At 41.1% G+C, this 18,463-nt stretch carries 14 protein-coding genes, 1 tRNA gene and 1 pseudogene; 8 read left to right on the top strand and 8 right to left on the bottom strand.

Annotated elements, in window-relative coordinates; translation table 11 throughout:
• The first annotated feature begins 115 nt into the window (after positions 1 to 115).
• A complete protein-coding gene (locus tag QI031_RS13000; RefSeq protein WP_281485549.1) occupies positions 116 to 700 on the top strand; it encodes a DUF2808 domain-containing protein in 585 nt (194 codons plus the stop codon).
• Between the two features lie 2 nt (positions 701 to 702).
• On the opposite strand, the gene QI031_RS12995 is transcribed toward QI031_RS13000, so the two are convergent.
• Positions 703 to 1,593 carry a LysR substrate-binding domain-containing protein gene (locus QI031_RS12995; protein WP_281485548.1) on the bottom strand — a complete coding sequence of 297 codons (891 nt, stop codon included), beginning with the start codon at positions 1,591 to 1,593 and terminating at the stop codon, positions 703 to 705.
• 105 nt (positions 1,594 to 1,698) lie between these two features.
• On the opposite strand from QI031_RS12995, the gene ilvD reads away from it, so the two are divergent.
• A complete protein-coding gene (ilvD, locus tag QI031_RS12990; RefSeq protein WP_281486012.1) occupies positions 1,699 to 3,381 on the top strand; it encodes a dihydroxy-acid dehydratase in 1,683 nt (560 codons plus the stop codon).
• A 26-nt stretch (positions 3,382 to 3,407) separates the two neighbouring features.
• Here ilvD and QI031_RS12985 read toward each other — a convergent pair whose 3' ends face one another.
• Positions 3,408 to 3,596, bottom strand: coding sequence for a hypothetical protein (locus QI031_RS12985; protein ID WP_281485547.1), 189 nt, complete (start codon positions 3,594 to 3,596; stop codon positions 3,408 to 3,410).
• Positions 3,597 to 3,778: 182 nt separating this feature from the next.
• Positions 3,779 to 6,364 carry an adenylate/guanylate cyclase domain-containing protein gene (locus QI031_RS12980; RefSeq protein WP_281485546.1) on the bottom strand — a complete coding sequence of 862 codons (2,586 nt, stop codon included), beginning with the start codon at positions 6,362 to 6,364 and terminating at the stop codon, positions 3,779 to 3,781.
• 842 nt (positions 6,365 to 7,206) lie between these two features.
• Between QI031_RS12980 and QI031_RS12975 the strand changes: the two genes are divergently transcribed.
• The 4 genes from QI031_RS12975 (at position 7,207) to QI031_RS12960 (ending at position 12,473) form a co-directional block, all read left to right on the top strand.
• Positions 7,207 to 7,572 (top strand): hypothetical protein, encoded by a 366-nt coding sequence (locus QI031_RS12975; RefSeq protein ID WP_281485545.1) that lies wholly within the window; start codon positions 7,207 to 7,209, stop codon positions 7,570 to 7,572.
• Between the two features lie 70 nt (positions 7,573 to 7,642).
• The gene (locus tag QI031_RS12970; RefSeq protein WP_281485544.1) at positions 7,643 to 10,051 is read left to right on the top strand and encodes a two-partner secretion domain-containing protein; all 2,409 of its coding nucleotides are present in this window, start codon (positions 7,643 to 7,645) and stop codon (positions 10,049 to 10,051) included.
• An 873-nt stretch (positions 10,052 to 10,924) separates the two neighbouring features.
• On the top strand, positions 10,925 to 11,536 hold the full coding sequence (gene clpP, locus QI031_RS12965) for an ATP-dependent Clp endopeptidase proteolytic subunit ClpP (RefSeq protein WP_281485543.1): 612 nt from the start codon (positions 10,925 to 10,927) through the stop codon (positions 11,534 to 11,536).
• A gap of 337 nt (positions 11,537 to 11,873) precedes the next feature.
• Positions 11,874 to 12,473, top strand: coding sequence for an MBL fold metallo-hydrolase (locus QI031_RS12960; protein ID WP_281485542.1), 600 nt, complete (start codon positions 11,874 to 11,876; stop codon positions 12,471 to 12,473).
• Between the two features lie 110 nt (positions 12,474 to 12,583).
• Here QI031_RS12960 and QI031_RS12955 read toward each other — a convergent pair whose 3' ends face one another.
• The 3 genes from QI031_RS12955 to QI031_RS12945 form a co-directional block, all read right to left on the bottom strand.
• Entirely contained in the window at positions 12,584 to 12,892 is a 309-nt protein-coding gene (locus tag QI031_RS12955; protein WP_281485541.1) for a hypothetical protein, read from the bottom strand.
• 436 nt (positions 12,893 to 13,328) lie between these two features.
• Positions 13,329 to 13,400: transfer RNA gene (locus QI031_RS12950), tRNA-Asn, on the bottom strand.
• Positions 13,401 to 13,542: 142 nt separating this feature from the next.
• Positions 13,543 to 14,094: an NYN domain-containing protein gene (locus tag QI031_RS12945; protein ID WP_281485540.1), complete on the bottom strand. Its 552-nt coding sequence runs from the start codon at positions 14,092 to 14,094 to the stop codon at positions 13,543 to 13,545.
• A 312-nt stretch (positions 14,095 to 14,406) separates the two neighbouring features.
• On the opposite strand from QI031_RS12945, the pseudogene QI031_RS12940 reads away from it, so the two are divergent.
• Positions 14,407 to 15,196, top strand: a pseudogene (locus QI031_RS12940) (IS5 family transposase).
• A 318-nt stretch (positions 15,197 to 15,514) separates the two neighbouring features.
• On the opposite strand, the gene QI031_RS12935 reads toward QI031_RS12940, so the two are convergent.
• Together QI031_RS12935 and QI031_RS12930 are read right to left on the bottom strand one after the other, a co-directional pair.
• Positions 15,515 to 16,192, bottom strand: coding sequence for an ABC transporter ATP-binding protein (locus QI031_RS12935; protein WP_281485539.1), 678 nt, complete (start codon positions 16,190 to 16,192; stop codon positions 15,515 to 15,517).
• 13 nt (positions 16,193 to 16,205) lie between these two features.
• Positions 16,206 to 16,478 carry a UPF0367 protein family gene (locus QI031_RS12930; protein ID WP_281485538.1) on the bottom strand — a complete coding sequence of 91 codons (273 nt, stop codon included), beginning with the start codon at positions 16,476 to 16,478 and terminating at the stop codon, positions 16,206 to 16,208.
• Positions 16,479 to 16,801: 323 nt separating this feature from the next.
• On the opposite strand from QI031_RS12930, the gene psbD reads away from it, so the two are divergent.
• The gene (psbD, locus tag QI031_RS12925; protein ID WP_281483008.1) at positions 16,802 to 17,860 is read left to right on the top strand and encodes a photosystem II D2 protein (photosystem q(a) protein); all 1,059 of its coding nucleotides are present in this window, start codon (positions 16,802 to 16,804) and stop codon (positions 17,858 to 17,860) included.
• Positions 17,861 to 18,463: the final 603 nt, after the last annotated feature.

Raw genomic sequence — 18,463 nt, 5'->3', positions numbered from 1 at the left:
AATAAATTTTAATAATTAGTAACATTCATTATTCGTGAATAATCAAGATCCCGGACTTGTTTGAGAAGTCTGGGATCTGAGTCTTTCATTTTCAGTTAACTAACTAAGTAAAGCTATGCGCCTTCCAATTTTATTAGGCACTGCGATCGCCACCGCAGCCATAACAATGGTACAAGTAGATACTTTCAAGCAAAGTCAAGCAATTCAGTTGCAAGATGGCACAGTATATTTTGCCGAACCGCCGCGCCTTGTTAATGCAGCAACTACTTACAATGAAGTTTATATATGGGGCGCAACTTACTATTTTACTGTCAGTATGCCAGAAAATGCGGGTGAACCCTTGCAAAAGGTGACAATTAACCAGCATGAGGGAGTAGATCACATTCACTTTGACTTGAAAAATAGTTTTGCCTTTGAAGGTACACGCTCCCACAAACAACAGAAAATAAAATTGAAAAATGTAGTCAGCGATCGCAAAACTCGAACAGTATCGTTAACATTCGACCCGCCAGTATCTCCAGGTAAAACCATTACAATTGGTCTGAAACCTTGGCAAAATCCTACAACTTCAGGTGTTTATCTCTTTGGAGTTACAGCTTTTCCAAGAGGTGAAAAATCTCATGGACAATTTCTCGGTTTCGGACGATTGCATTTCTATAGCCACGGCAACAATTCTTTTCTCTTACCCTATAAGTGGTAATGTTATTTCACTAGAATAAACTTTTGAGTAAATTCTAAAAAATTCTCTACAACAGGAATTAAACTGTTTTCCTGCCAGATTACAGCAGTTTCTATTACAGGTACTTCTGCCAATAGAGGACGATAAACTACACCAGATCTTTGAAGATTCTGTAGAGAAGATGGTGTAATTGCCACACCCATTCCAGCCGAGACTAATCCAATAATTGTTTGCATTTGAATCGCCTCCTGAGTAATATTAGGTTTGAAATTTTCCTGCTGAAAAATACTCATGATGCGATCATAAAGTCCTGGTGCTAGATAGCGAGGAAACATGATCAAAGGTTCACTGAAGAGCGATCGCACACAGATATCTTCTTGTTGAGCCAATGGATGAGTTGACGACAAAGCTACAACTAAGGTTTGCCTGTGAATACACTTATAAGATAGTGTGTCATCTTCCAAAGGTGGATGAGCAAAACCTACATGAATCCGGGAATCCTTCAGTGCTTGCTCCTGTTGACTTGTAGTTAACTCTAATAAAACTAGTTCTACTTCTAGAAATTGTTCGCGGAATTGTCGCAAAATCAAAGGTAATAGGTCATAAATTACCAAACTAGTAAATCCGATTCTTAGTTGCCCTGTTTGACCTCTGCCAATCCTTTGAGTCAGTGTCACTGCTGTTTCTAGTTGTACCAATAGTTGATAAGCCTCTTGTAAAAAAACCTGACCAGCTTCTGTTAGCTGTATTTGTCGCTTAGTTTTGCGATGAAAAAGTTTTACTCCTAATTCTGCTTCTAGCTGCTGAATTTGTTGACTCAGAGGCGGTTGAGCTATATGCAGTCTTTCGGCGGCTTTACTGAAATGTAATTCTTCAGCTACAGCAATAAAGTAGCGCAAATGTCGTAGTTCCATATTTTTGATACTTTATAAGTCTTAATTTTAAACAAATATATATTGGACATCTCAAAATAGTCTACTTATGATACTCATATAAAGATTTGCATGGGTGAAAAAACAATGTCAGAGAATTTGAGAAGTCAAGTTGTCACACAAGGAGTACAGCGATCGCCAAATCGGGCTATGCTGCGTGCTGTAGGTTTTCAAGATCAAGACTTTAACAAAGCAATTGTGGGTGTGGCTAATGCTTACAGCACTATCACTCCCTGCAACATGGGAATTAATCAACTAGCACAAAGAGCTGAAGCGGGAATTAAACTAGCCGGGGCAATGCCGCAAATGTTCGGCACAATTACTATTAGTGATGGGATTTCTATGGGAACCGAGGGGATGAAATATTCCTTAGTGTCACGAGAAGTGATTGCTGACTCTATTGAAACCGTCTGTAATGGTCAAAGTATGGATGGTGTGATTGCGATCGGTGGCTGTGATAAAAATATGCCAGGGGCAATGATTGCAATGGCCAGAATGAATATTCCAGCTATCTTTGTTTACGGTGGGACAATTAAACCCGGACATTACAATGGTAAAGATTTAACAGTTGTTAGTTCTTTTGAAGCTGTAGGTCAACATAGCGCTGGGAAGATTGACTCTAAAGAATTATTAGAAATTGAAAGCCGTGCTTGTCCTGGTGCTGGTTCCTGTGGTGGAATGTTCACAGCTAATACCATGTCTTCAGCATTTGAAGCAATGGGGATGAGTTTGCCCTATTCTTCTACAATGGCAGCAGAAGATGACGAAAAAGCCGATAGCACAGAAGAATCAGCCAAGGTCTTAATAGAAGCAATTCGCAATCAACTGTTACCCCGGCAAATTATCACCCGTAAATCTATCGAAAATGCAATTTCTGTAATTATGGCTGTGGGTGGTTCAACTAACGCCGTGTTACATTTTCTGGCGATCGCTCGTGCGGCTGGTGTAGAACTAAATCTTGATGATTTTGAAACTATCCGTGGCCGTGTTCCTGTTTTATGTGACTTAAAACCCAGTGGTAGATATGTTGCCACAGACTTACATCAAGCTGGCGGTATTCCCCAAGTAATGAAAATGTTATTGATGCATGGATTACTTCACGCTGACTGTATCACTATTACAGGTAAAACCATCGCCGAAATTTTAGCAGATGTCCCTGATGAACCACCCACTAATCAAGATGTGATTCGTCCTTGGAATAAACCGATGTATAAGCAAGGTCACTTAGCCATTCTCAAAGGAAATCTCGCTACCGAGGGAGCAGTAGCAAAAATTACAGGGATAAAAAATCCCCGCATTACTGGTCCTGCACGGGTATTTGATTCCGAGGAAGAATGCTTAGATGCCATTCTTGCAGGTAAAATTCAAGCCGGCGATGTCATTATCGTTCGTTACGAAGGGCCTAAAGGCGGCCCCGGTATGCGGGAAATGCTAGCACCCACCTCAGCAATTATTGGTGCGGGTTTAGGTGATGCAGTCGGGTTAATTACTGATGGACGCTTTTCTGGTGGTACTTATGGGATGGTAGTCGGACACATTGCTCCCGAAGCCGCCGTTGGTGGTGCGATCGCTCTGGTTGAAGAAGGCGATCGCATCACTATTGATGCTAATTCTCGCTTATTACAAATAAACATTGATGATGCAGAATTAGCTAATCGCCGCGCCAAATGGCAACCCCGTCCACCCCGTTATCCAAAAGGGATTTTAGCAAAATATGCTAAGTTAGTTTCCTCTAGCAGTTTTGGTGCTGTCACAGACTTGGATTTATAGAAAGCGGCGGGAAACGTTCGGTGTCATTAGTCAGTAATTAGTAGCAAAAACAACACTTTAAATAACGGCAGTTGAACCTCGACTTCGCGGCAGTTGAGCGCACTTGTACTGAGTTTAGCCTGAGCGTAGCGTCCGCAGAGAAGGGCGTAGTCGAAGTAGTCGAAACTCAGTGCATCACTGGCTACTAACAACTGACCCTTGACCACTGATACCATTTCACGAAATTATTGATACAAATTACTTTTCTTACTCCCCCTGCCTCCTCTGCTTCCCCTGCTTCCCCCGCTTGCCCAAATGTATCAACTTTAAAGTGAAACGGTATGACTACTGACCACTGACGCAAAATCCCATCCCTTCAAGGGGTAGGATGAGCTTAAGCCATCCTCTGCATAATTTTTCATTTCTCATTAAAAGTCCAAACTCCTTCGTCCCAATCTAAATCTGTTGGGGGTGATTGTAACCAATGCTGACAACGTAAAAGATGCAACATCGCAGCCTTGTCATGGTTGTCAGCGGCTAAAACTTGGGCAAATTCAGCTCTAGCACGGTTAAAATCGCGTCTGAGATAATAGGCTCGGCCTTTGTGATAATGCTCAATTACTTGTAGTTTTTCACTATCAATAGGATCAGCACGTAAGCCAATCAATTCGTAGATAGCTACTGGCTCATTTCTGCCTTTGACACGAATATAATCTAGTTCTCTAGCCCAAATATTTTCTTGGCAGGGTTTAAAAGTGTTGTCACTAATAATAATGTCACAACCATATTGCTTACTAACACTTTCTAGTCTAGAGCCAAGGTTAACACCATCACCAATAGCGGTAAATTCCATCCGCTTACTAGAACCAATGTTACCACTAATTACAGTATCAGAATTGATCCCAATACCAATATTAATTCTGGGCTTATTATTTGCATAGCGACGTTGATTAAAGTCGTGCAAACGATGGCGCATTTCTAGAGATGTTTGCACTGCCATCCAGGCATGTTCTTCTAATGGTAAAGGAGAACCAAACACAGCCATAATGGCATCACCGATGTACTTATCGAGAGTGCCTTTATGTTTAAATACTGCCTCTACCATTGATTCAAAATATTCATTTAGCATACTCACCACTTCTTCAGCTTCTAGGTTTTCTGTCAAAGTGGTATAGCCCCGAATATCAGAAAATAAAATAGAAACTTCTTTGCGATCGCCTCCGAGTTTAGCATCATCTAATTTCAACAATTCTTCCGCTAATTCTTGGGTCATATAGCGGTACATCGTACTTTTGAGGCGCTTTTCATCACTGATATCTTCCATTACTACCAATGCGCCGCGCACTTGTTGCTGATCGCTAGCATCAGCGATGGTGTTGATTGATAAATTAATACTGTGTTGTTCTGAGCTTGTACTTACAAGCGTGCGGTCAGGATAATACTGCTGGCGACATTTCAGACTATTTCCATGTAAAGCACTCTGACACCAGTTGCTAAAGTTACCTTCTTTAATAGCGATCACATCACTAATTAATTTACCTTCCAAACGGTCTTCTGCTTCCAATCCTAATAAGCGTTTAGCACTTTCATTGGCGGCGATAATTGACCCGGTTTTATCAGTAGAAATCACACCATTAGAAAGACTACGCAAAATATCCCGCTGCATTTGTTCTTGTTGCTTGACAGTAGCAAATAGCTGGGCATTTTGCAGTGCTACCCCCGCTTGAATATTAAAAGCTTCCATAAACTCTTCATCATTACGGTCAAAACTAGCTTGGAAGTACTCAGGAGCATTAGGCCAACTAGCCGGATCATAAGCTGGGAAATCTCCTGCTTTTCTTTTATTCACTAGCTGAGTCACACCAATCAATTCTTGATCGGCGTTAAACACTGGCATACAAAGTAAGCTACAAGTACGATAGCCATTTTGTTGGTCGATTTGTTTGGCAGTTTCCGAGTCAGGATGATCATATAAGTCAAAAGGAATATTTAGCTTCTTGCCAGATGCCGCGACAATGCCAGCAAAACCTTTACCTATAGGTACTCGTAACTCTTTAGTTAAACCATTGTCTTGAGTAATTTTTGTCCATAATTCATCGCGATCGCGATCTATCAGCCAAAGAGTACTGCGATCGGCATTCATCAGTTCTTTTGCTTCATCCATCACCCGCTTCAGGGTATCTTCTAAGTCAAGGCTACTTTGACTTAAAGATTTAATCGCCTTCATCAGCGCCGCTACTGCTCTTTGTTTTTGAGTAGCCATGTAAAAAGAGCGCGAAGATTCTAAAATCAAGCGAATTGAAGGAGCAAATTCCTGAAATAATTGTTCATCAGCCCCAGTAAAGCCTCTGGTGTCAATCCGGTCTGAAAGTGGGGCTTCAAGATTGTTAAGGGAATTTAATTTATTAAGTAATTGTACTACCGCTACTAATTGCCCTTGTTCATTTAATAATGGCAAAGCTAGCATTGTGTAGGTACGATAGCCAGTTCTTTTTTCTTGTTCTTGGGCAAATACTGAACGCGGATCTTTATAAAAATCAAAAGGAATGTTGACTACTTTTTTAAATGTGGCAACTTCACCAGCAATGCCTTTATCCGCTGGAATGCGAATTTCTAAAGAGCGATCGCCTTCTCCTTCAGCCACAATTGACCAAAGCTGTTTATTTTCTTCATCTAACAAAAATATAGTTGTCCTATCTGCTCCTAATAATTCACCTGTTTTTAAGGTGATTGAATGCAACATTTCCTGGAGGATTGTTTCAAACCCGTGAGAGTCTAACATTGACAGAGTTTGATGAACAATCTGTAATTTTTGTTCGACTTCTGTCACGACCTGTTTAAAAGTATCCTGAGTCAAGGGAGCCAGAAATGTAGAGATAGTCCCCTTTCTTCTGGACAGAGTACCAACAGGTGCAGAATTTGGTTGCAAATAGTTATTTTCTTGGTTGCGAACACCAATAATCAAGTCGGCAGTCTCACCAAAACTACGTTCATGCACTGACATAAGTAATTGTTGCTATAGCAGGATTAGATGATAGAAATAATTAACAATGACATTAAAATTATTTAAATGTTGCTTATAGCAACAATCAATACAAACTCCCCACAGTTTAATCGGTAGTTAAGCCAGTGTCATTCTACCTCCTCATTATTTTTCTCAATTTTTTGTTTCGATAAAAAGTTGACAAAAATCAATAAATATAACTTGCCTTATAACGAATAAATCTCAAATTTATTGGCAGAAATATGAGACCCTATTGAGCAAAAATGAAACATCAATAACATTAATAAACAGGGTGTTTTAGGCAAAATTTCAGCTATTTGTATGAGCATTGAGCAACAAACTAGTATACATATACTACATAGAGAACAACTGTGCTTATTAAGATTCGCAGATGTTAGCAGCCTACATAAGTATTACCTACTTGATTGGCTATGCTCCTGGGTGTACTCTATACATAGTTCCCAGAAGTCGAGCTAAGTTAACAATTTCTTGTTTAAAATCACAAAATTGCCACTAGTACCGCTGCCTTGGAAGTCAAAAGTCAAAAGAATTGTATTGCGGATTTTTGCGGTATTTTTAATGGTTGGTTTATTTACACCGTACTGTACTAGAGTTTGGTGAAAGCAAAGGCTTGAAGTGACTGGAGTTAAACCAATGAATTTATGTAATAAATCTGGAACTGCTGCATAAAACTTAGATCGCAACCCTAGATACCAAAGGAGATACAAAATCTAATTAAAGCAAGTCTCCACAGTTTTAACATGCTGTTTGAGTGAATTTATAGTAATTCACTTCCAATTCTTGAACTAAATTTTGTTTTGTGGAAGAGGTTAATCAATATTATGACTCAATTTTGGGTGTTCAGCAGACTATCAAGCGCTTTTGAAAAGATTGGGACAGAGATCTTTGCTACTGATATTGGTAATGGCTGGCCTTTGTTGCCCAATAGAAAAAAAAAGCCATTTCCTAACAAGCCATCTACCCCGTTATCACCAATTCCTGACGATAACGATCTATCTATCCCTCCAACATCAATTCCTAAAGATTCTGAAGAAAAGCCATCTACCTCTTTACCACCAATTCCCGATCAGACTGAAGAACGATCTGTCCGTTCGGGCAACTCCTTCATATCATTCCAGGTCATTTATCAAGTCTTTACGGCAGTAAAATCTCAGTTTAGCTGTTGGGAAAAAGAGATTTGGGTATAAAGTTTTGCCGTCTTTAGTGATGAACTCAGTTTTTTCAAAACACAACTTGATAATTTTAGATTAATTTGAAATGACTAAAAGTGGCAAAGGTTGCTTTTGGCAACTAGTTTTAGCAAATTCTCTAGCAACTGCTGGAGTATTAGCCCTTATTAATTCTGCTTTTGCAAATTCTGCCTTTGCCCAGAGTGTCATCACTCCCGATCAAAACTTAGGAACTGAAAACTCTCAAGTTATTACAAATTACCTTGGTAATCCTACTGAAGCCCTTACTGGTGGGGCAATTCGCGGTAATAATTTATTCCACAGTTTTCAAGAGTTTAACATTAAAGAAGGGCGATCAGCTATTTTCTTGAGTCCTACCAGTAATATACAAAACATTCTAGTTAGAGTTACTGGTAGTAATCGCTCGGAGATTCTAGGCAAGCTTGAAACTTCGGCTGGTTCTAATGCCAATTTATTTTTAATTAATCCTAATGGCGTTATCTTTGGGCAAAAAGCCACACTTCAGATAGGTGGTTCATTTGTCGCTAGTACAGCTAGCGGTATCAAGTTTGCTGATGACACTGTTTTTAGTGCAACTACTCCCCAAACAACACCTTTACTAACGGTGAGTGTACCGCTTGGTTTGCAATTTGTGAGGATGGGGGGAGAGATTAATCTACAAGGAACATTAGAAGTTCCAATAGGTAAAACTTTAGCGTTAGTAGGCGGTAATGTCATTTTAGATGGTAGCAATGTCAGCCTAGACATAGAGCGTAATAATCTACTAACACAAAATGGTCAGATCGCATTAGGAGGTATTCTTGGAACAGGAACAATAGGACTGAATATAGATAGCAATAACCAGCTTTTAAGCTTTTCTAATGACGTAGCTTTAGCAGATGTATCGTTCATAAATCAAGCTCGAATTGATGTTAGTGGTGATGGTGGCGGTTATATTCAAGTACAAGGAAAACGTATCACTTTTAATGATGCGTCACAAATTTTCGCAGACACTCTGGGGAGTCAAAACGGTAGAGGAATTTCTATCCAGGCAGAGCAATTAACTCTCAAAAATGGATCGCAAATAAAAGCTTTTGTTCGTAAGAGCGCGACAGGTTCTGGGGGAAGCGTAATAGTCAGGGCAAACGATTCCATACTAGTGAGTGGAGAAATACCAAAGGGTAATTTAAAGGCTGGTAATCCCAGCGCTTTGTTTACTGAGACTTCTGGTGAAGGTTCGGCGGGCAAGTTGACCATTACAACAGGACGGTTAATCGTTGAAAATGGGGCAAACATTGCAGCCAGCGCACGAGAGGGTAGCCAAGGTATGGGAGGAAAGTTGGAAGTGACAGCCTCAGAGTTTGTAAAATTGAGCGGAACTTCAGCTTTTAATCGCCCTAATGGCTTCTTTGTTCAGACTGAAAGTAGCGGGAAGGCAGGTTCTTTAAGTATCGATACTCGTGCATTGATTATTAAGGATGGATCAGTAGTATCAGCTGGTAGTCTTGACAAAAGTAGTGGCAATGGCGGAAGTTTGACTATAAAAGCTTCTGATTATGTGGAACTGAGCAAAAAAGCACCAAATGGTTTTCCCAGCGGTTTGTATGTTCGCAGTCGAGGCAGCGGAGATGGAGGTTCCTTATTCCTTACTACAGGGCAGTTGATTGTAGACAATGCTCAAGTAACTGTAAGTGCTTTAGGAAAAGGCAATGCAGGCAATCTTGAGGTAAAAGCCCACGACATCCGTTTGAATGAAGGAAAGTTGATTGCTGAAACCAGATCGGGTAATGGTGGTGATATTAAACTGCAATTACAGAATTTACTACTGTTACGCAATCATAGTCAAATTTCTACTACAGCAGGTATTACTGGTCAAGGTGGAAATGGTGGCAATATTACTATCAATATACCTAATGGTTTTATAGTTGCTGTCCCTAGTGAAAATAGCGATATTAGTGCTAATGCTTTCACTGGTAAAGGTGGCAACGTCCAAGTTAACGCCTTTAGTGTATTGGGTACTCAATTTCGAGAAAAATTGACTGAATTGAGTGATATTACAGCCAGTTCTGAATTTGGATTAAATGGCACAGTCGAAATCAACACCCCTGATGTTGACCTTAATCCAGAATTAATCAATTTACCAAACCAACCAGTTGCGCCTAAGATATCCCAAACTTGTCGAACAGGTGCAAGTGGCAATCAAAACAGTTTTACCATAACTGGACGTGGCGGCTTACCTTCTAGTCCTACCGAAACCCTCAATGCTGATGCTGTTCTAGCAGATTGGATTATTCTTGACACAGTTGAAACAAAACCCTCTAGTGTGAGTTTGAGCAAAAATACTGCTAGCCTCACACAGACAAGTATTGTAGAAGCTACAGGATGGGTATTTAATACTAAAGGTGAAGTTGTACTAATTGCTAAAGCACCGACTGTCACACCTCATAATTCCTGGCAGAATTCAACTGACTGTAGTGTGCCTCAATCACCTTCTTGAATTAATTGTCTGTTGCATGAGTTATGAGGAAATAATAAGTTCAAAGTAAGAACTTTATCTTTCCCTACTCTTCTTTTAACGGAAATCTACAAGAAAGTGACGCAGGAGCGTCTGACTTGTTAAAGTTGTGCGATCGCTCCTAGCATACTCTCTCGGTAGAAGACAAAGCTAACTCAATACATAACTTAAACTTGTTCAAGTAGTTGTGCAATTAATTCTGTTTAGGTATATGCACAAGAAACGTAACAAACAACTTAACTCTTGGATCAAAAGTTTTTTTATTTACTTAAAGGGTCGCCACAGAAAACTGACTAGAGTTGCTGGCGTATCTTGGGTAGGTGATATTACTCTGGTTTGAATTCTAGAATGGTTTGGGCTAAGTCCTGCTATCAGATGGAGCAAGAAGGTGATAATGGCGGCTTGCACAAGTTTTTCTGGCATGGCAGGTCTCCCTTGATTGATAGCATTGCAAATAAGATGAACTACTGTAAATACACGCCGTACTATTGGTTTACCGGATTTTGACATAAATAACCGGATAACTGCTTACAAAAAAGCTAAAAAAATGTTGAAAAAGTTACCAATAGCTGACGAAAATTTATTAACACTTGTGTGGTGATTCGTCTGGTCGCTAAGCTACTAAAAATTGTGTAGCAAATCCCATTTTCAGGGTTGACAAGGGCGAGGAATTTTTTGATTGTTTTTTCCTAACCACATAAGCTTATTTCTTTAAGACGCTTTTCCCTATAAAAAGTGCCTAGAGGTATTTATGCATCTACCAAGTAGAGAAGAAATTAGCTTACTTGAGGAAGAGGACAACAATCAGCCATTGTCATAGATAAAATAGATGTAAAATAGCTACAAGAACGCTGCATGATTCCTATCGTTATTGAACAATCGGGTCGAGGCGAACGCGCCTTCGATATCTACTCACGGCTGTTGCGTGAGCGCATCATCTTCTTAGGACAACAAGTTGATAGCAATTTAGCTAACTTGATTGTTGCCCAACTACTGTTTTTAGATGCTGATGACTCGGAGAAAGATATTTACATGTATATTAATTCTCCTGGTGGTTCGGTAACTGCTGGTATGGGCATTTTTGACACGATGAAGCACATCCGTCCTGATGTCTGTACTATTTGTACCGGACTCGCAGCAAGTATGGGAGCTTTTCTTCTTAGTGCTGGTACTAAAGGTAAGCGGATGAGTCTACCCCATTCTCGGATTATGATTCATCAACCTTTAGGTGGCGCTCAAGGACAAGCGACTGATATTGAAATTCAAGCGCGGGAAATTCTGTATCACAAACGCAAGCTAAACGACTATTTAGCTGAACATACAGGTCAACCAATTGAGCGTATTGCTGAAGATACTGAACGCGACTTTTTTATGTCACCAGAAGAAGCTAAAGATTATGGCTTGATTGACCAAGTAATTGATCGTCATGCAGCTGGTAGCCGTCCAGCAGTTGCTGCCGTCAATTAGTTGACACTCTCCTACCACAGCGTAGCTTGGTGGGAGACTCTTAATTTAATTGAAATAATTTCGTAGTAAGCGGCTCTAGCCCTTAAATCTTTCATTATTTACGCTGTCCTACTTAATTTTCAGAGCTACGTAAGATTATTGACACTTGCAATAAGCAGCAATTAGTACAACTTTATTGCTCGTGTTTTGCAAGCTACTATACAACATGGACACATTTCAGCACAAAGCATACCAGTCCGCTCAATAAAATTAAAACCTGTATTTACCGACCATTTTTTGAACTTATAGGCAGAATTATTGATAGATTATTGAGAATGACTATTAATACAGCGCTGCTATGAAATCTCTGCACCGTCCTGATTTATATGGCTGGTCTATCTTCAATCCTGCGAGAAATATAGATTTTAATGGGATTGCCTGGATTCGTCCCAGTGGTAATATCTTGATTGACCCAGTAGCCCTATCTAACCATGATTGGAATCATTTGCAATCTCTGGGTGGTGTGCTTTGGATTGTACTGACGAACTCTGAGCATATTAGGGCGGCTAAAGAAATTGCTGATCAAACTTATGCTAAAGTCGCTGGACCCCTGGGAGAAAAAGACTCTTTTCCCTTACTTTGCGATCGCTGGCTCTCTGATGGCGATGAGTTAGTACCAGGACTCAAAACTATTGAACTCCAAGGCTCTAAAACTCCAGGTGAATTAGCTTTATTGCTAGAGGAAACAACCTTGATTACAGGGGATTTGGTACGGGCGCGCAAAGCAGGTAGCTTGACTATTTTACCTGATGAAAAGTTGCTGAATCGGGAGGAAGCAGTTGCTTCTGTGCGTCGGCTAGCAGATTTAAGTCAGGTAGAAGCGGTGTTAGTGGGAGATGGTTGGCCTGTCTTCCGCGACGGACGCGATCGCCTGAAGGAACTTGTAGCAACCTTATGATTATGAAAGCCAAAAAATAGTCTATTGAACTGTAGGATGGGGCGATCGCTTACTCTTCTTTTAGTAGCTGTTCTACATATCTTTACAGCTAAAATGACATATCTGCTCAACTAACCAGCTTCAGTAGTTGATTTTTGCAAGAAAGATTTATTAAAATCATTTGGTGCAATTTGAGGATTTTCGTTAGGCGATCGCTGTTCTTGTGTTTTTATGGGATGAACTTTTAACAGACTTGCTGGAGGATTAAGGCTTTTTCTGAGCAAAAGTTGAATTTCTTTTTCAAACTCTTCCCTTCCCTGCCTAAAAAACCTTGACTCTTGATGCAATACACCATTAATTACTTGCGGTGGAACCTGTTGAGCAGTAACTGGAGTCGTTAATAATAATGTTAGTAGCGTGGCACAACTAAAATGACGCATTGATAAAATCTGTATCATTAGTGTTTAGTGACGGTTAACTACTATTATTCTAAGCATACTTAGAATTAGCTTAAATCTTCAATGCCTCCGCCAAGCATTCATCTCGTCCTGTTCTGATGTGTCGTCTAGTAAGGTATCTGCGGGTTAAAGTGTCCAAACCCCCACTGGTGTCAACTTAACGCAAAACCGATGTCCCGCAAGAAATAAATTTCTTGGGGGGTGACGAAGCCAACAGATAAGCGATTTCTAGCTTAAGTTGACACCAATGCCAAACCCCCGATTGTCGAGAGTTGAGCGCACTTGTGCTGAATGCAGTCAAAGTAGTCGAAACTCAGTCTGCTGGTACTTTTTTTCCACGCAAGTCCCGAAGCATAGTTTTTGAAATTAAAAAGCGCGAAGGGTGAAATTGAACTTTTCTCCCTTCACATTTTTTTTACTCCCCAGACTGGATTCGAACCAGTGACCAATCGATTAACAGTCGATCGCTCTACCGCTGAGCTACTGAGGAACGCTCACGATTTATAATCTTAAACCCAATAGAACGATATGGCAAGTACTCTGGGCTAAAATGTTTTTCTTAAGATGCTTAATTATAGTTATATTGTAGCTATAAGCTTTACTGGAGGTTAATTACAGGCTTTCATCTACATCTACTGTAATCCCATTCGCAGCTCAGCCAGACGTTGCCGCGCCTTGGCATCTATAGTACTAGCTAAAAATCTACTCTTAGATTGCTTGCGTGATTGATACTTATGCCGCATTCGACAAACGGTGGTTTCTACTTCGCCACAGAGTTGTTGTGCCGACAACCATTCAGCTCCATACCCTTGTACCATTAACTGTTGCGCCCGGTCTGATGTGGCCACAATTACGCGAGAAACCCGCGATTGGGTGATATGTGGACGCAAAGATGCACAAGCTTTTTCGATGTATGTGTCTGCTGTTTGCCCAAAATCAGTAAAATGAACTGATAAAAGCTCGGTAATAATTTGTTTATTACTAGCAGCATTTTGGTATTGAGCATCAAAAACTATTTGAGTTTCATAACCTTGAAATGCACTGTAATTTGTCATTGCTTCAACCAATTCTCCACGCGCCGCTTCTAATCCAGCATGATCACGGGTTTTTTTCAAGCAAGGCCAAGCACCAATTATGTTGTAGCCGTCCACTAATAAGACGGCTTGGAGTATGGAACGGGGCATGGTTTTTAATCACAATTTTCTAGAGTTAACAAGATTCATTCATAAGTTTTATAGTAATTGAAGCATTGCTTGTAACACTATGTTACAGAAGAGTAAAAAATATGATATTATTCTAAAATTCACGTTAATAAAGACTGTAACAACTGCAAACGCGCCCTTGAGAGGCGCGCCGCAGTTGTTAACAATTACTGATTAATTAACTAGAGAAAAAGGGCTGAACGCTAAGAGGGTGTTTGAAAAGTCGGATAGGGTGTAAAAAAGCTCTCTCAGTATAAGCTGTGAATGAATAGTAAACAGCACCGAGAGAGTGACATGAGTAAAGCTTACCCCAGCAATTTGAGCCGTGACCAATATGAATGGATGAGTGACCTGATTCCAGAGGCAAAACCCGGTGGACGCAAGCGTGAAGTCGATATGTGGTCAGTCCTAAATGCAATTTTCTATATTTTGGTAGAAGGAGTGAGATGGCGAGGGCAACAGGCGTGACTTTCCGCCCTGGCAGACAGTGTACACATATTTGCGGAATTGGCGCAAAGACGGGACTTGGCTGTTAATCCATGACAGTCTTAGGGAGTGGGTGCGGATAGAGCAGGAACGACACAAGAACCCATCGGAAGCCATCATCGATAGTCAAAGTGTCAAAAGTGCGGCGATGGTGAGTCAAGATGTAGGTTTTGATTCAGGTAAGAAAATTAAAGGGCGTAAGCGATTTATCACAGTCGATACCTTGGGATTAGTACTAAGAGTATTGGTTACGGCTGCCAATGTGGGTGAACGCGCTGGTGGTCAACAAGTTCTCAAACGAGTTAAACAATCTCAAGCCAAAGATCGCTTAACCACCATTTGGGTTGATGGTGGCTTTGATGGGCAACCGTTCATGCAGTGGGTCATGAATTTTTGTCGCTGGATTGTACAGGTGGTGCTGCGACCAGAGCAAACCAAGGGCTTTGTTTTGCTCAAAAAACGTTGGGTGGTGGAACGCACTTTTGGTTGGTTCATGGGATGTCGACGATTGGTCAGAGATTACGAATTATTGCCCGAAACCTCAGAAACGTTTATCTACCTTGCAATGATCCGTATTATGCTGAAGCGATTGGCTTAATTTTTGACTCCCTAAAACTTTTCAAACATCCTCTAAATTATTTGTCAGTTGTAAGTTTTCAGTAGCGAGAAAAGGAAAGTCAACATAATTTGTAGCGATTCTAAGTGGGGGCTTGAACCTACCACTGATAGCGTAGCGGTAGCGAGCTTGCGAACGTCTGGAAGACCACCAATTTTTAATTTGGTGGGGGGGCTATGACACCAACTAATTACGAATTACGTTAGCGCAGCGTAAAGCCTACGGCATGGCTTCGCTTAGAGCGACGCAGGAGCGTCATTACGAATTAGTAATTATTTGGTCAAAATAATAGGATATTTTTTAGTTGGAAGTCCCATGTACCTCCATCAGACGTTCTTTGAGACGCTGAGGTTCACCTTGATCTATTAAAGAACCTTTTTCTAGTAGAAAAGCGCCGTCACAGTAATTTAGCTCATCTAAGCGATGCGTTACCCACAGAGCTGTAATACCCCGACTTTTGACTAAACGGCGAACACTAGCCACTAAGTCCAGTTGGCTGTCTGGATCGAGTAAAGCTGTAGGTTCATCTAATAATAAGACTTCGCAACGACGGGCGATCGCACCTGCGATCGCCACTCGCTGTTTTTGTCCGCCACTTAGGGCATAAATAGGGCGTAGTTGTAAGGCACTCAAATTTACTGCCCCCAGCGCCTCATTAACTCTTGCTCTCACAGCAGCAGGTGGCAATTTTTCTTCCACCAATCCAAAAGCCACATCAGCACCAACAGTTGGCATCACTAGTTGATGATCAGGATTTTGGAAGACAAAGCCAACAGGATGTAAAACCCGAATTTCACCAGACTTAAGAGCTAATAGCCCCGCCAGTAATCGGAGTAATGTTGATTTGCCACTACCATTTGTACCTAAAAGCATCCAAAATTCTCCTTTGGGTACTTCTAGAGAGCAAGATTGGATTGCCTTCTCGCCATTAGGCCAACTGAAGTGTAAATCCTTGACCTCGATGCCTACTTCCGCCATTTGTAAACCTTGGCTACTCAGCAGCTACGGCAAAAAAGCCTGGAGGTCTTCCACCACCAGGAGTCATACCATCTTTCTGAACAATTTGTACTCCAGAAATCTCACTAGCGCGTACAGCAATTTTTTTCTCTGTCTTGCCCTCGCACTTAAGTTCCACAAGGTCAGGATTACCAGAGCGCATTGCTGCCAAAATTAACTGATAGACTGCCTCAGCATCCTCTGCTGACTTACGTTGTACTGATACAGGAAAAGCAGTGTTTCTGATGCTCAAGTCAATGGTAAACATTTAGCATTAATCAAATTTAACTGATAGGACTCATTTTAGCGTCAGCTGACTGATTACTGGGGGAAGGAGAATTGATTATTGGATAGAGTTAAAAATCTTTTGCAATAGCCGATAGCCAGTACCCAGAACCCTTTTCTGTATTTAAATATTAAATTCAACTCAGAATCTACTGGAAAAATTAGCGATTTTCACTTAAAATTATTAGAGTCAGTAAAAAATTGTAAACTAGATTGACAACCTAGTTATTTTTCTGCCTATGGGTAGCTATAAAATGCGACTCTTTAGGTAAACCTGTACTTATAAACATTTGGAGATTTGTTGTAATGACCATCGCAGTAGGACGCGCCCCCAGTAGTAGAGGGTGGTTTGACGTACTAGACGACTGGTTAAAGCGCGATCGCTTCGTATTCGTAGGTTGGTCAGGAATATTACTATTTCCCTGCGCCTTCCTGGCACTAGGCGGTTGGCTAACCGGTACAACCTTTGTCACCTCTTGGTACACCCACGGGCTAGCGTCATCATACTTAGAAGGCTGTAACTTTTTAACAGTAGCAGTATCATCACCCGCAGACAGCATGGGACACTCCCTGTTGTTACTGTGGGGACCAGAAGCCCAAGGCGACTTTACTCGCTGGTGTCAATTGGGTGGATTGTGGCCATTCGTAGCTCTACACGGAGCCTTTGGTTTAATTGGCTTCATGTTGCGGCAATTTGAAATTGCTCGGTTAGTAGGGATTCGTCCTTACAACGCCTTAGCATTTTCAGCCCCAATAGCGGTATTCGTCAGCGTCTTTTTGATGTACCCCTTGGGACAGTCTTCCTGGTTCTTTGCACCCAGCTTTGGTGTCGCAGCCATCTTCCGCTTTCTGTTATTCCTGCAAGGTTTCCACAACTGGACACTCAACCCCTTCCACATGATGGGTGTAGCCGGAGTATTGGGTGGAGCGCTATTGTGCGCGATTCACGGTGCAACAGTAGAAAACACCCTATTTGAAGATGGTGAAGGTTCAAACACCTTCCGCGCCTTCAATCCCACCCAATCCGAAGAAACCTATTCAATGGTGACAGCAAACCGTTTCTGGTCACAGATATTCGGGATTGCTTTCTCTAACAAACGCTGGTTACACTTCTTTATGTTGTTTGTACCAGTCACAGGTTTGTGGATGGCATCAATCGGGATTGTCGGTTTAGCACTCAACTTGCGGGCGTATGACTTCGTGTCCCAAGAATTGCGGGCGGCAGAAGACCCAGAGTTTGAAACCTTCTATACCAAAAACATTTTGCTGAACGAGGGTATCCGCGCTTGGATGGCTCCTCAAGATCAGCCTCACGAACAATTTGTATTCCCTGAGGAAGTTCTACCTCGCGGTAACGCACTGTAAGCATGATGATGAATTAAGATTCATCAGTCTTTAATAATCCTCCGCTAATTAGCGGAGGATTTTCTATTTTTAGCTAATAGCAAATAAATTGTGTTATATTGTTTCAAGGTGAATAACCCAGAGCGACATGCTCTGCCTTTTGAAACTAAGACCACTTAGGCAACAAGGAGGTGATGCCCATGATTGAAAGTAGTAAATGCGTGGGTCATCAGGTTGCAGTTAGCCGGCTGCGCGCCGGGGCTGTTCTTTAAAAGTTAGTCTTAGTTGTCCTTGAGATACTAAGTTAGCTCAATTAGCTAGGCTAAGCTAGAAGTTCCTTCCGGCAGTCTGGTTGCAATCTGAAGACCCGCTAGACCGCTTTGATTGTGTTCAACCGAGCAAAATCAAAGCGGATAGTTTTTAAGGGTAAGTTTTGATTAATAAATTGCTAATTGTTGACAATTAACTGAGTATTACTCTTTAAGTCTTTTTCACAAGAAATTGTACTTTGCATATTCAAAAAGATAAACCATTGTTATTATCCTCATAAGTTCTCATAAGTGAGCCAGTAGGAAATAACCTTGGTCAATATCTATAAAAATGCCATACGCAGCTAAATAAGGT

This window comes from Halotia branconii CENA392 (assembly GCF_029953635.1).
Classification (GTDB): domain Bacteria; phylum Cyanobacteriota; class Cyanobacteriia; order Cyanobacteriales; family Nostocaceae; genus Halotia; species Halotia branconii.
The sequence above is the reverse complement of the archived record's forward strand: the minus strand, read 5'-3'. Positions and strand labels throughout refer to the sequence as shown.

Coding starts and splice junctions, on each gene's coding strand:
- QI031_RS12960 (WP_281485542.1), top strand. CDS start 11,874: ATGAAATCTCTGCACCGTCCTGATTTATATGGCTGGTCTATCTTCAAT.
- QI031_RS12995 (WP_281485548.1), bottom strand. CDS start 1,593: ATGGAACTACGACATTTGCGCTACTTTATTGCTGTAGCTGAAGAATTA.
- QI031_RS12985 (WP_281485547.1), bottom strand. CDS start 3,596: ATGGTATCAGTGGTCAAGGGTCAGTTGTTAGTAGCCAGTGATGCACTG.
- QI031_RS12945 (WP_281485540.1), bottom strand. CDS start 14,094: ATGCCCCGTTCCATACTCCAAGCCGTCTTATTAGTGGACGGCTACAAC.
- psbD (WP_281483008.1), top strand. CDS start 16,802: ATGACCATCGCAGTAGGACGCGCCCCCAGTAGTAGAGGGTGGTTTGAC.
- QI031_RS12980 (WP_281485546.1), bottom strand. CDS start 6,364: ATGTCAGTGCATGAACGTAGTTTTGGTGAGACTGCCGACTTGATTATT.
- QI031_RS12930 (WP_281485538.1), bottom strand. CDS start 16,478: ATGTTTACCATTGACTTGAGCATCAGAAACACTGCTTTTCCTGTATCA.
- QI031_RS12955 (WP_281485541.1), bottom strand. CDS start 12,892: ATGCGTCATTTTAGTTGTGCCACGCTACTAACATTATTATTAACGACT.
- QI031_RS12935 (WP_281485539.1), bottom strand. CDS start 16,192: ATGGCGGAAGTAGGCATCGAGGTCAAGGATTTACACTTCAGTTGGCCT.
- QI031_RS12970 (WP_281485544.1), top strand. CDS start 7,643: ATGACTAAAAGTGGCAAAGGTTGCTTTTGGCAACTAGTTTTAGCAAAT.
- QI031_RS12975 (WP_281485545.1), top strand. CDS start 7,207: ATGACTCAATTTTGGGTGTTCAGCAGACTATCAAGCGCTTTTGAAAAG.
- ilvD (WP_281486012.1), top strand. CDS start 1,699: ATGTCAGAGAATTTGAGAAGTCAAGTTGTCACACAAGGAGTACAGCGA.
- QI031_RS13000 (WP_281485549.1), top strand. CDS start 116: ATGCGCCTTCCAATTTTATTAGGCACTGCGATCGCCACCGCAGCCATA.
- clpP (WP_281485543.1), top strand. CDS start 10,925: ATGATTCCTATCGTTATTGAACAATCGGGTCGAGGCGAACGCGCCTTC.